Origin of the sequence: Nocardioides humi (assembly GCF_006494775.1) — a bacterium.
Classification (GTDB): Bacteria; Actinomycetota; Actinomycetes; order Propionibacteriales; family Nocardioidaceae; genus Nocardioides; species Nocardioides humi.
In genome coordinates, this window is sequence record NZ_CP041146.1 from 4913892 (window position 1) to 4926332 (window position 12441).

The 12441-nt window shown below is 73.0% G+C and carries 13 protein-coding genes; 9 read left to right on the forward strand and 4 right to left on the reverse strand.

Features of this window, described 5'->3' with window-relative positions:
• Positions 1 to 3: 3 nt before the first annotated feature.
• Positions 4 to 834: an MlaE family ABC transporter permease gene (locus tag FIV44_RS23735; protein WP_141006601.1), complete on the reverse strand. Its 831-nt coding sequence runs from the start codon at positions 832 to 834 to the stop codon at positions 4 to 6.
• A gap of 11 nt (positions 835 to 845) precedes the next feature.
• A complete protein-coding gene (locus tag FIV44_RS23740) occupies positions 846 to 1655 on the reverse strand; it encodes an MlaE family ABC transporter permease (protein ID WP_141006602.1) in 810 nt (269 codons plus the stop codon).
• Between the two features lie 140 nt (positions 1656 to 1795).
• Between FIV44_RS23740 and FIV44_RS23745 the strand changes: the two genes are divergently transcribed.
• Complete coding sequence (locus FIV44_RS23745) at positions 1796 to 2536, forward strand: MerR family transcriptional regulator (protein ID WP_141006603.1); 741 nt, start codon at positions 1796 to 1798, stop codon at positions 2534 to 2536.
• 16 nt (positions 2537 to 2552) lie between these two features.
• Here the strand turns inward: FIV44_RS23745 and FIV44_RS23750 are convergent, their stop codons facing one another.
• Complete coding sequence (locus tag FIV44_RS23750) at positions 2553 to 2975, reverse strand: protein-tyrosine phosphatase family protein (RefSeq protein WP_246086586.1); 423 nt, start codon at positions 2973 to 2975, stop codon at positions 2553 to 2555.
• Between the two features lie 37 nt (positions 2976 to 3012).
• Here FIV44_RS23750 and ndk point away from each other — a divergent pair, with 37 nt between their 5' ends.
• The 6 genes from ndk (at position 3013) to rodA (ending at position 9684) form a co-directional block, all read left to right on the forward strand.
• Positions 3013 to 3423 (forward strand): nucleoside-diphosphate kinase, encoded by a 411-nt coding sequence (gene ndk, locus FIV44_RS23755; protein ID WP_141006604.1) that lies wholly within the window; start codon positions 3013 to 3015, stop codon positions 3421 to 3423.
• 353 nt (positions 3424 to 3776) lie between these two features.
• A complete protein-coding gene (locus tag FIV44_RS23760) occupies positions 3777 to 4808 on the forward strand; it encodes a rod shape-determining protein (protein WP_281285761.1) in 1032 nt (343 codons plus the stop codon).
• Positions 4808 to 5764, forward strand: a complete 957-nt coding sequence (gene mreC / locus FIV44_RS23765) for a rod shape-determining protein MreC (protein ID WP_141006605.1) — start codon at positions 4808 to 4810, stop codon at positions 5762 to 5764. Before FIV44_RS23760 ends, mreC begins: the two co-directional genes overlap by 1 nt.
• Positions 5761 to 6339, forward strand: coding sequence for a rod shape-determining protein MreD (mreD, locus tag FIV44_RS23770; RefSeq protein WP_141006606.1), 579 nt, complete (start codon positions 5761 to 5763; stop codon positions 6337 to 6339). The genes mreC and mreD overlap by 4 nt, the downstream gene beginning before the upstream one ends.
• Positions 6339 to 8465: a penicillin-binding protein 2 gene (mrdA, locus tag FIV44_RS23775; protein WP_141006607.1), complete on the forward strand. Its 2127-nt coding sequence runs from the start codon at positions 6339 to 6341 to the stop codon at positions 8463 to 8465. Before mreD ends, mrdA begins: the two co-directional genes overlap by 1 nt.
• A 1-nt stretch (position 8466) precedes the next feature.
• Entirely contained in the window at positions 8467 to 9684 is a 1218-nt protein-coding gene (rodA, locus tag FIV44_RS23780; RefSeq protein ID WP_141006608.1) for a rod shape-determining protein RodA, read from the forward strand.
• Between the two features lie 12 nt (positions 9685 to 9696).
• On the opposite strand, the gene FIV44_RS23785 is transcribed toward rodA, so the two are convergent.
• Positions 9697 to 10821: a hypothetical protein gene (locus tag FIV44_RS23785; RefSeq protein WP_141006609.1), complete on the reverse strand. Its 1125-nt coding sequence runs from the start codon at positions 10819 to 10821 to the stop codon at positions 9697 to 9699.
• 91 nt (positions 10822 to 10912) lie between these two features.
• Between FIV44_RS23785 and FIV44_RS23790 the strand changes: the two genes are divergently transcribed.
• Together FIV44_RS23790 and FIV44_RS23795 are read left to right on the forward strand one after the other, a co-directional pair.
• Positions 10913 to 11458 carry a hypothetical protein gene (locus FIV44_RS23790; RefSeq protein ID WP_141006610.1) on the forward strand — a complete coding sequence of 182 codons (546 nt, stop codon included), beginning with the start codon at positions 10913 to 10915 and terminating at the stop codon, positions 11456 to 11458.
• Positions 11459 to 11526: 68 nt separating this feature from the next.
• Positions 11527 to 12270, forward strand: a complete 744-nt coding sequence (locus tag FIV44_RS23795) for a YcnI family copper-binding membrane protein (RefSeq protein ID WP_141006611.1) — start codon at positions 11527 to 11529, stop codon at positions 12268 to 12270.
• Positions 12271 to 12441: the final 171 nt, after the last annotated feature.

Consider the following 12441-nt stretch of genomic DNA (forward strand, 5'->3'; position numbering starts at 1 on the left):
TGCTCACCCGGAGATCTGCACCTGCTGGTCGGCGCCCCACAGGACGAGCGTCAGCAGGATGTCGACGACGGTGAGGGAGATGATGCTGGCCCGGATCGCGCGGCCGGTGGCCCGGCCGACGCCCTCGGGGCCGCCGGTGGCGGTGAAGCCGTGGTAGCAGTGGATGAGGGTCACGACGGTGGTCAGCACGACCACCTTGATCGCGGAGTAGACGACGTCGACGGGCGCGACGAAGGTGCGGAAGTAGTGGTCGTAGGTGCCGGCGGACTGGCCGTAGAAGGTCGTGACCATGAGGTCGGTGGCGACGTACGTGCCGACCAGGCCGATCAGGTAGAGCGGGATCACGACGATCCAGGCGGCGACCAGGCGGGTGCTGACGAGGTAGGGGACCGGGCGGATCGCCATCGACTCAAGCGCGTCGATCTCCTCGCTGATCCGCATCGCGCCGAGCCGCGAGGTGAACCCGCAGCCGATCCGCGCGGCGAACCCGAGCGCCGCCACCATCGGCGCGAGCTCGCGGGTGTTGGCGTAGCCCGAGATGAAGCCGGTCAGCGGCGCCAGGCCGATCACGTCGAGGCCCTGGTAGCCCTCGAGGCCGACCTCGGTGCCGGTCAGCGTCGACAGCAGCAGGACGACGCCCACCACGCCGCCGCCCACGAGGAAGATGCCGGAGCCGAGGGTGACCTCGGCCAGCACCCGCTGCACCTCGCCGCGATAGCGGGTCACCGCGATCGGCAGACCGGCGACCGCGCGCCAGGCCAGGACCAGCTGGAGGCCGATGCCCGCCAGGGGGCTGACCACCGCCTGGTCGACCGTCTCCTCGATCGCGGTCATCGCGGGGTGGTTCATCCGATCGGACCCCCCGCGAAGGTGCTGTAGACCTGCGAGATCACGAAGTTCGCGGCGAAGAGCAGCACGAAGTTGGTCACCACGGCGCTGGTCACCGCCTCGCCGACGCCGGTCGGCCCGCGGTCCGCGCGCAGCCCCTTGTACGACGCGACCACGGCGCAGATCACCGCGAAGATCGCCGCCTTGGCGAGCGAGAGCCACAGGTCGGAGATCTGGGCGAGGGCGGTGACCGAGGCGAGGTAGCTGCCCGGCGGCAGGTCCTGGAGGATCACGCTGACGCCCAGCGTGGTGATGATGGTGAAGAACATGACGACGCCGTTGAGCAGCACCGCGACCGCGACGATCGCGAACATCCGGGGGACGACGAGCCGCTCGACCACCGGGAGCCCCATCACCTCCATCGCGTCGATCTCCTCGCGGATCCGGCGCGAGCCGAGGTCCGCGCAGATCGCGGACCCGGCGACGCCGGAGAGCATGAGCGCGGTGATGAGGGGAGAGGCCTGGCGGACGACGGCGAGGGTGTTGCCGGCGCCGGTGAAGGCGACCGCGCCGACCTCCTGCGCGAGCACCCCCACCTGGAGCGCGAGGATGATCCCGAACGGGACCGAGACCGCGAGCGCGGGCAGCGTGCAGACCCGGATCGCGTACCACGTCTGCACCACGGTCTCCGCGAGCGGGAACCGCCGTCCCGTGATCGAGGCGAGGACCGCGGCGAACACCCGGCGGGTGAACCGGAGCAGCGCGACGACCTCCGCGAGCGGCTTGCCGAGGGCCGGGAGGACCCGCGGGGCGCTCTGGGCCGGCATGGCGCTCCTGTCGTCGTACGCGATCTCACGATGACAGTAGAACTGTCACACCGGTACTGTCCCTTCGGATGTGACCTACGTCAACCCCTGCGACATCTCCCGCGTTGCATCCGAGAAATGACAGTCGTACTGTGACAGTCATGAGCGCTCGTGCGGAGGTCGACTCGGACCTGCGGACCATCGACGAGCTGGCCACGGCGGCCGGGCTGACCGTCCGGACGACCCGCTACTACGCCAGCCTCGGCCTCCTCCCGCCGCCCGCGCGGCGCGGCCGGATGGCGTGGTACGACGACACGCACCTCGCGCGGCTGGAGATGATCCGCGCGCTGCAGGGCCACGGCTTCACCCTCCAGGCGATCGAGCGCTACCTCGCCTCCCTGCCCGCCGACGCCGGGGTGGAGGACCTCGCCGTCCAGCGCGCCATGCTGACCTCGTGGACCGTGGGGGAGCCCCAGGAGCTCACCCGCCGCCAGCTCGACCAGCACGCCGGCCGCCGGCTGAGCGACGACGAGGTCACGCTGATCGAGGAGTTCGGGCTGCTGCGCCGGGTCACCGGTGAGCGCGGTGCCCGGTTCACCCCCGTCCACGGCTTCGACGTCGCCGTCGAGCTGCTGCAGGTCGACATCCCGGTCGCCGGCATGCGCGCCGCGGGCGACGCCATCGAGCGGCACATGTCCGCCCTGGCCGAGGAGCTCACCCAGGTTCTCCACGATGAGGTCGTCGAGCCCTGGCGCCAGGAGCGCGACCACCGCTCCCGCGAGGACGCCGCCCAGCTCGAGGCCACCATCAGCATCCTGCGCCGGCTCACCCTCGACGCCATCGTGCGCGGCTTCCAGCGCTCCGCCAACCAGGTCATCGCCCGGTCGCTGGACCGCCGCTGACCCGGGCGGACCCAGGTCAGCCCGGCGTGAACCGGCGGACGAAGCGTCGCTGGAAGGGCGTCTCGACCGCGCGGGCGTCGTACCGCTCCCGGATCCAGGCGACCGCCTCCGCGGGCGGGACCCCGTCGAGGACCGCGAGGCAGGCCAGCGCCGTCCCCGTGCGGCCCCGGCCACCCGCGCACGCCAGCTCCACCCGCTCGCCGGCCGCCCGGTCGAGCGCCTCGCCGAGCGCGGCGCGGAGGTCGGCGGGGTCGGCGGGGAGCCGGAAGTCCGGCCAACGGACCCATCGGGCGGCCCAGCCGGTCGGCTCCGGCGGCCGGCCGAGCAGGTAGAGGCCGAAGTCGGGCGGCGGCCCGTCGGGGAGGGACGGCGCAGGCCGCGCCCACGGACGAGGCGGCCCGAGGGCAGCGTCACGACACCGGGCGCCGTCGGGTCCCACGGTCCGCCGTCCACGGGCTCAGGCTAAGGTCACGCACGTGACCCAACGCACTCTCGTCCTCCTCAAGCCCGATGCCGTCCGGCGCGGCCTGGTCGGCCACGTGCTGGCGCGGTTCGAGGCCAAGGGGCTGAGCATCGTGGCCATGGAGCACCGGCACATCGACGCCGCGATGGCGGACGCCCACTACGCCGAGCACGTCGAGCGGGACTTCTACCCGCCGCTGCGGACCTTCGTGACCAGCGGACCGCTCGTCGCGCTGGTGCTCGAGGGCGATGAGGCGATCGAGGTGGTCCGTGCCCTCAACGGCGCCACCGACGGCCGCAAGGCCGCCCCCGGCACCATCCGCGGCGACCTGTCGCTGTCCAACCGGGAGAACCTGGTCCACGGCTCGGACTCGCCGGAGTCGGCGGCGCGTGAGATCGCGCTGTGGTTCCCGGGGCTCGTCTGAGCCGCGCCGCGCCGCGCCCGCCCGCTGCGCCCGCTGCGCTGACCGCGCTGCCTGCATGGATCCCCGGACATCCGGGGATCCATGCGGTTGTCAGGGGTTGCAACCCCTGACAACCGCATGAGACGCCCACCCGCTGTGACAGTTGTGACTCCTGAGACGCGCCGCGCCGTACCGGCGTGCCTGCGCGGCTGAGCCCGCCTTCTTCCTTACGCTCGCAAGCGGAGGCCGCCGGATCGTGCGCTCGTCGGCCGCCCCGGCGCACTCCCCGCAGACGAGGGGGAGCGGGTCGGCTTCCCCGACGCGCACGGACGGACCTGCCCGCGGGCCGGTCCGGCGACGTCTTGCGAGGAAGCGTGAGGGCGAACTCCATCATCGGCCGGGACATGGCCGTGGACCTCGGTACCGCCAACACCCTCGTCTACGTCCGCCGCCGCGGCGTCCTGCTCGACGAGCCGAGCGTGGTCGCGCTCAACGAGGGCACCGGCGAGGTGATCGCGGTCGGGCACCAGGCCAAGCAGATGCTGGGCCGTACGCCGGACAGCATCACCGCGCTGCGCCCGCTGCGCGACGGGGTGATCGCCGACTTCGAGGCGACCGAGCAGATGCTGCGCCACTTCATTGCCCGTGTGCACCGGCGCCGTTATTTCGCCAAGCCCCGCATGGTCATCTGCGTGCCGAGCTCGATCACACCGGTCGAGCAGCGCGCGGTCAAGGAGGCCGGCTACCAGGCCGGCGCCCGGCGCGTGTACGTCGTCGAGGAGCCCATGGCCGCCGCGATCGGCGCCGGTCTGCCGGTGCACGAGGCGACCGGCAACATGATCGTCGACGTCGGCGGCGGTACGACGGAGGTCGCCGTCATCTCCCTCGGCGGCATCGTCACGTCCCTCTCGGTCCGCACGGCCGGCGACGACCTCGACGCCGCGATCGTCGCGTGGATGAAGAAGGAGCACGGCGTCATGCTCGGCGAGCGCACCGCCGAGGACGTCAAGATCACCCTCGGCTCGGCGTTCCCGCGCCCCGGCGAGCCCAGCGGGGAGGTCCGCGGCCGCGACATGGTCACCGGGCTGCCGCGCACCGTCGACGTCACCAGCGCCGACATCCGCAAGGCGCTGGAGGAGCCGCTGCACGCGATCGTCGACGCGGTCCGGGTCACCCTCGACCAGACGCCGCCCGAGCTGGCCGGCGACATCATGGACCGCGGCATCGTGCTCACCGGCGGGGGAGCGCTGCTGCGCGGCCTCGACGAACGTATCCGCCACGAGACCGGCATGCCGGTCCACATCGCCGAGGACCCGCTGGTCTCGGTGGCGATGGGCGCGGGCCGCTGCGTCGAGGAGTTCGAGGCCCTCCAGCAGGTGCTCGTCACCAACCAGCGGCGGTTCTGATGGCGATCGACACCCGTCCTCCGACCACCAGGACCAGGCCCAGCCCGGTCCGCCGTACCGGCGCCTCCCGCGACCCCGAGCGCGACTCCGGCCGCCCGGCCCGCTCGCTCGTGGTGGCGCTGGTGCTCGCCTGCGCCGCGCTCATGGTCGTCGACAAGGCCGGCGGGGACGGCTCGCCCGTCGATCCGGTACGTCGCGTGGTGGGCGAGGTCGTCGGCCCGGTCCAGGCGGGCGTCTCGACGGTGGTCCGGCCGCTGGTCGGCCTGCCCGGCGCGCTGCGGACCAACGGCGCCCTGCGCGACGACGTCGCCCGGCTCGAGGCCGAGAACGCCGACCTGCGCAACCGCCTCGGCAAGGCCGGGTACGACGAGCAGCGGCTCGCCCAGCTCGAGGGCCTGCGGGCCATGGCGGGCGACCTCGGCTACGCCCTCGTGCCCGCCCGGGTGATCGCGATCGGAGCGGCCCAGTCGTTCTCCAGCACCGTCACCCTCGACGCCGGCTCCGACGCCGGCCTGCGCCCCGACATGACCGTGGTCGCCGCCCAGGGCCTGGTCGGCCGGATCACCTCCGTGACGGCCCACACCGCCACCGTCCTCCTCATCGTCGACGACAGCTCCTCGGTCGGCGGCCGGATCGGGGAGAGCCTCGAGCTCGGCTTCGTCCGCGGCCACGGCCACCTCGGCACCGACGACCGCCTGGAGATGGAGCTGGCCGACCGCAATGTCGTCCCGAAGGTCGACCAGCAGGTCGTGACGTGGGGGAGCGAGGGCGGCTCGCCCTACGTCGCCGGCGTCCCGATCGGCACCGTCGGCAAGGTCTACGAGTCGGTGCGGGACACGTCGTACCGCGCCGTGATCACGCCGGGCGTCGACTTCACCGCGCTCGACCTGGTCGGCGTCGTCGTCCCGTCGGGCACCAAGGGTCGCGTCATCGAGGCCGACGGGAGCTTCCCGTGAACCGCCGCGGCCGCCTCGTCGCCGTCCTGGTCGCGGTGCTCGCCGCGCTGCTGCTGCAGGTGACGGTGCTGCCGCACTTCGCGTGGGACGTCGGCGGGCTCGGCGTCGTACCCGACCTGGTCCTCCTCGTCGTCGTCGCGACCGCCGTCGTCACCGACACCCGCTTCGCCACGCTCACCGGCTTCTGGGCCGGCCTGCTGCTCGACATCGCGCCGCCGGCCGACCACCTGGCCGGACGCTGGGCGCTGGCCCTCATGGTCGTCGGGTACGTCGTGGGCCGGCTCGTCCACGACAACGCCGGCGACGTCGGTGCCCGCCGCGCGCCGCTCGCGCTGGTCCTGGCCGCGGCCGCGGGCGGCTCCTTCGTGGGGACGTCGGTGTTCGCGCTGACCGGTCTGCTGCTCGGCGACTCCGGCGCCGGGATCGGCGACCTCCTGCCGGTCGCGCTGGTCGCGCTGGTCCTCGACATGGTCGCGGCGCTGGTCGTCGTTCCGGCGACGGCGTGGCTCTACGCCCGCGCGACCAGCGGCGGCACCACCCCGCGCGCCTCCCAGCGGCTGCGAGCCCGCGTCTGATGGCCGCAGGAGCCTCGCACCGCAGCCGGCTGCGCCTGATCGTCATCCAGACGCTCGTCTTCTCCCTGCTCGCCACCCTCGGCGTGCGCCTCTACTACCTGCAGGTCGTCTCGGGCGAGCGCTACCAGGGCAAGGCGGCGTCGCAGTCCGTGCGCGAGATCGTGGTGCAGCCGCAGCGCGGCCTGATCGTCGACGCGATGGGCCGCCCGCTGGTGACCAACCGGCTCACCTGGGTGGTCTCGATCGACCGCACGCTCATCGGCAGGATGTCCGCGGCCGATCGCACGGAGCTGCTGGCCCGCACCTCCGACGCCATCGGGGTGAAGGTCGACAAGATCGAGGCGAAGCTGCTGCTCTGCGGCGACTCCGGCGCCGTCGCCGGCCAGTGCTGGAACGGCTCGCCGTACCAGCCGGTGCCGGTCGCGCAGGACGTGAAGGAGGGCGCGGCGCTGCGGATCCTCGAGCAGCCCGAGGACTTCCCCGGCGTGGTCGTCGACCGGCAGACCCTGCGGCAGTATCCGTCGCCGTACGGCATCAACGCGGCCCACGTGCTCGGCTACCTCAGCCCGATCACCAAGGAGGAGCTGGAGTCCGCCGAGAAGACGGGCGACAGCTCGGTCAACGGCGCCTCCGTCGTCGGGCGCGCCGGCGTCGAGAAGCAGTACGACGAGTGGTTGCGCGGCCAGCCCGGCTACCAGCAGGTCGCCGTGGACTCGAAGGGGCGGGTCCGCCAGGATGTGTCCGGGCTCGCCGCCCAGCCCGGTGACACCCTGGTGACCTCGATCGACGCGAAGGTGCAGAGCGTCGTCGAGGAGCAGCTCGCGGCGATGATCGCCAAGCAGCGCAGCACCCGCGACCCCGTCACGAAGCGCAACTTCGAGGCCGACTCCGGCGCCGCCGTGGTGATGGAGGCGAAGACCGGCCGGATCGTGGCGATGGCCAGCCAGCCGACGTACGACCCCTCGGTGTGGGTCGGCGGCATCACCGACAAGCAGCTCGAGCGGCTCTACTCCGAGGCCGCCGGCACGCCCCTGCTGGCGCGCGCCTTCCAGGGACAGTTCGCGCCGGGGTCGACGTGGAAGCCGTTCATGACCGTCGGCGCGCTGACCCACGGGTACACGCCCTCCACCGTCCTCAGCTGCCCCTCGGCGGTGCAGATCGGCAACCGCGCCTTCCACAACCACGAGTCGGCGGCGTACGGCTCGATCTCCTTCGCCAAGGCCCTCGAGGTCTCCTGCAACACCTTCTTCTTCCAGGTCGGCATGAGCTTCTGGCAGAAGTACGGCTCCGACCCCGACGACGTCGACGCCAAGGACCCGCTCGTCGAGCAGGCCGAGAAGTTCGGCTTCGGTGAGCGGTCCGGCGTCGACCTCCCGGGCGAGGCCTCCGGCCGCGTGGCCGACCGGAAGTGGAAGCGCGACTACTACGAGTCGATGAAGGACTACTACTGCGGCATCGCCGCGAAGCCGCAGGATGAGAAGACGTCCGACTTCGTCTACAAGTTCTCCCGCGAGTTCTGCGTCGAGGGCTGGAAGTACCGCCTCCCCGACTCCGCCAATTTCGCCATCGGCCAGGGAGACACCATCGTCACCCCGCTGCAGCTGGCCCGCGGCTACGCCGCGATCTCCAACGGCGGCACCCTCTGGGAGCCCCGCGTCGGCAAGGCGATCGTGTCGCCGGACGGCACGGTCATCCGCGAGATCGAGCCGAAGAAGGAGCGCAAGCTCAAGATTCCGGCATCGGTGCTGACGTACGTCGACGAGGCGCTCCAGGGCGTCTCCACCCACGGCACGATGGCCTGGAAGCTCAACGGCTTCCCGCTCGACCGGGTCAGGATCCGCGCCAAGACCGGCTCCGCCGAGGTCTACGGCAAGCAGTCGACCGGCTGGGTCGCGTCGTACACCGAGGACTACGTCGTCGTGATGATGATCAGCCAGGCCGGCACCGGCTCCGGGTCCACCGGCGAAGGCATCCGCGCCATCTGGGAGGCGCTGTACGGCGTCGACGGCGACCAGGTGAACCCGTCGACGGCGGCGATCCCCGGCGTCACGCCGCCGGCGAAGCTGCCGACCTTCGGCGACGACGGCTCGATCCTCCCGCCCGCACGTTCGAAGAAGGGCCAGTGACATGAGCAGCCGCATCCGGGGCAGCACCCGCCGTACGACGGCCTCCCGCCGGGTCGGCCGCCTGCAGTGGGCGGACCTCGACCTCGTCCTGCTCGGCGCCGTCGTCCTGCTGTCGCTGCTCGGCTGCCTGCTGATCTGGTCGGCGACCCTGGAGCGCGACGACCTCACCGGCGGCGACACCCGGGCCTTCGTGCTCAAGCAGGTCGTGAACGTCGCGATCGGGATCGGGCTGATGGCCCTCGTCGTCGTCACCGACCACCGGTGGGTGCGGATCCTCGCCCCGATCGGGTACCTGCTGGCCGTCGGCGGGCTGGTGCTGGTCCTGGTGATGGGCTCGACCGTGAACGGATCCCGCTCGTGGCTGATCGTCGGCGGGATGTCCCTCCAGCCCTCGGAGCTCGCCAAGCTGGCCGTCGTCGTCGGCATGGCGCTCGTCGTGGCCGAGCGCAGCGAGGGCCGGTGGCGCGACCGGGTCGGCACCACCGACGTGCTCCTCATGCTGCTCGTCGCCGGGGTGCCCGCCGTCCTGATCCTGGCCCAGCCCGATCTCGGCACCATGCTGGTCCTCACCGCCACCGTGTTCGGCGTCATCGCCGCGTCGGGAGCGCACCGGCGCTGGCTCGCACTGCTGGCCGGCGGGGGCGTCCTGGCGGCCGTCGCGGCCGTGGCGAGCGGGATGCTGAAGGAGTACCAGGTCGACCGGTTCCTCGCCTTCACCGACCCCGCCCTCGACCCCCGCGGTGCCGGCTACAACGTCGAGCAGGCGCGGATCGCCGTCGGCAACGGCGGGCTCTTCGGGCAGGGACTGTTCCACGGCTCGCAGACCCAGTCGGGCTTCGTCCCCGAGCAGCACACCGACTTCGTGTTCACGGTGGCCGGCGAGGAGCTCGGCCTGGTCGGCGCGGCGCTGATCGTCGCGCTGCTGGGCGTCGTGCTCTGGCGGGCCCTGCGCATCGCCACCCGCACCGACGACGTCTTCGGCCGGATCGCCGCCGCCGGCATCGCCTGCTGGTTCGGCTTCCAGGCCTTCCAGAACATCGGCATGTGCCTCGGGATCATGCCGGTCACCGGCGTCCCGCTGCCGTTCGTGTCGTACGGCGGCTCGTCGATGTTCGCGGGCATGCTCGCCGTCGGCCTGCTCCAGAACGTCCACCTGCGGACGCTGTCCGCGCCCGCCTCGCGGCTGGCGCCGCAGCAGCGGGTGCTGGTCCTGGGCTGACGGGACGCCGCGTCACCGGGAGCGGAACAGCGGCTCCTGCTGCTGGAGCGCCTGGACCGGGAAGCTCGGCCTGCCCTCGGGGCCGAGGCGCAGGGAGACCGTCACGACGCCGTCGTCGGCGTCGACCTCGTCGACGGTGACCCGGTCGGAGTACGGCGAGCGGGTGAGGGGGCTGGTCCCGTCGCGCCAGGCCCGCTCGAGGACGCCGGCGCCCCGCTCGGCGGCCTCCGCGGAGCCGAAGTGGTAGGCGACGTGGATCTCCGCCTCGCCGTCGTCGACCGACCAGCCGATCGCCACCGCGTCGTAGGGGTCGGCCGGCACCAGCTCGGTGCCCGACGCGTCGCCGGAGTCGGCGGTGGGCTCGACGGTGGGCTCGATACCGGCGACCACGGCGGCGACCACCCCCTCGTCGTCGAGCGCGCGGGCGACCCCCGCCAGCGACGCGTCGTCGGCGAGGGTGGGGCCGCCCCGGAGCCAGGCCCGTACGACGGGGGTCGAGCTGCCCATCGCGATCAGGTCGTCGCGCTCGGCGAGGCGCGAGGGCCGCCCGATCCGGCTGACGGGGTTCACGTTTCCCAGGGTGGCCGCGAAGTCCTCGCCGTCGATGTCGGTGACGATGCCGTCCTCGACCTCGGTCAGGTCCGCGGACAGCCGGCCGCCCGACCCGGACACGACGACGAACGACAGGGGAGGCGCGGACTGCTCGACGTACGCCGTCACGTCGTTGATCGACCATCCCACCACGCCGGCGAAATCGTCGGGCGAGGCCGCCGCCGTGTTGAACGACTCGGCGATCGGCACGAACAACGGCGCGGGCTCGCCGTCGGCCGGCGCGGCGCCGCTGAGCGGGAGCAGCCAGTCGGCCAGGTCCTCCCGGCTCCCGCCGGCCGGGCGACGGAGGCCCGCGGCCTTCGTCGCCGCGTCGAGATCGGCGGTCTGGACGAGCACCCGCTCCCCGGCGGCCGCCTCCGGGACCTGGCCGAGGGCGCCCACCACCGACCAGCCGTCGGCGAAGGGGACGGCGACGGGAGAGTCAGGGCCATCGGAGCCGTCGGAGCCGCCGCACGCCGCCAGGGCGGCGAGGCAGACGCCTGCCAGTGTGAGGTGGGTGACGTGCCGAAGGCGGTAGCGGGACATGGGACTTCCTGTGTCCGGCGCCGGCCCCGCCCAAACCCACGGGCGCCCGGCCGCCTGCGCGCCGTCACCGGTTCTGCGGCAAGATGGGCCCGTGCTGACCGTCCGCCGAGCCCCGCGCCGCAGCGTGGCGATCCCGGCGACGCTCGGCAGTCTCGAGAGCGTCACCGCGCTGGTGCTGGCGCATGTGGCGGCCGGGGGAGAGGTGCCGTCGGCCTGGTGGCTGGTGGCGTTCGCCGGCCTCGTGTACGCCGCCGGCGGGCTCGTGCTGCGCCGCCGGGCGAGCATCCGGGTGGTCCTGCCGCTGCTGCTGGCGGGCCAGGTGCTCGGCCATGCGTGGCTGGTGACGCTGTCCGCGGACGCGCACCCGGGCCACACGCACGCCGCGTCGGCGTTCCTCGGCCTCAGCCCGGCGATGCTCGCCGCGCACGCCCTGGCGGCGGTCGTCACTGGTGCGATGTGGGCGCTGCGCCGCCGCGCCGTGGAGATCGTGCTGCAGTGGGCCGACCCGGGCGTCGTACCTGCTCCGGTGCTGCGGCGCACGCGCGCGCACGCGCCGCGCCGGGTCCGCACGCCGCGCGACCACCGCGCGCTCGCGCCCACCCGCGGGCCGCCGGCGCCGCTGCCGGCGACCGCCTGACTCCGGGGACGGAGACGGGCGGCTCGTCGCTGCCCGCACCCTCCACCCGAGTCAGGAAAGAGACATCCATGCAGATCCGACGCTTCACCCTGCCCACCCTCGGCGCGACCGGCGCGCTGGCCCTCGTCGCCCTCACCGCCGGCGCGGCGAGCGCCCACGTCACCGTCACGCCGAACACGACCGCCGCCGGCGCGTACGCCGTCCTCACGTTCAGCGTGGGCCACGGCTGCGAGGGCTCGCCGACGACCAGCCTCGCCATCCAGATGCCGGAGTCGATCCCGTCGGTCACCCCGACGATCAACCCCGGCTGGGACGTCGAGAAGGTCAGCGAGAAGCTGGCCGAGCCGATCAAGGACGCCCACGGCAACGAGGTCACCGAGCGGACGGCGCAGGTCGTCTACACCGCCAAGACGCCGCTGCCGGACGGCTACCGCGACACCGTGGAGCTCTCCGTGCAGCTGCCCGACGCCGTCGGGGACACCATCGCGTTCCCGGTGGTCCAGACCTGCCAGGAGGGCGAGACCGGCTGGACCGAGACCGCCGCCGAGGGACAGGACCCGGAGGAGCTGGAGAGCCCGGCGCCCACGATCACCATCTCCGAGGCGACCGGTGAGGGCCATGGCGGCTCCGCGACCGACACCCACGCCGACACCGAGTCGGACGCCGGGTCCGACGAGGGCTCCGCCGCCGCCGACGCCGAGAGCGCCGACGACGGCGACGGCAACGGCCTCGCCATCGGCGGCCTCGTGGCGGGCGTCGGCGGACTGGCGCTCGGCGGCTTCGCCCTGGCCCGTTCCGGCAAGAAGGCCTGAGGCTCACAGCTTGGATCCGTGGATGGCCACCTACTACGCGACACTCCAGCGGCGCGCTCGCGGCGTTGCGGACGCTCAACAGTCAACCAGACTGCCTTCGCGCCCGCGCCTTGCGATCACACCCCTGGAGTGCCGCTCGCTACGGCGCCCATCCACGGATCCAAGCTCAGC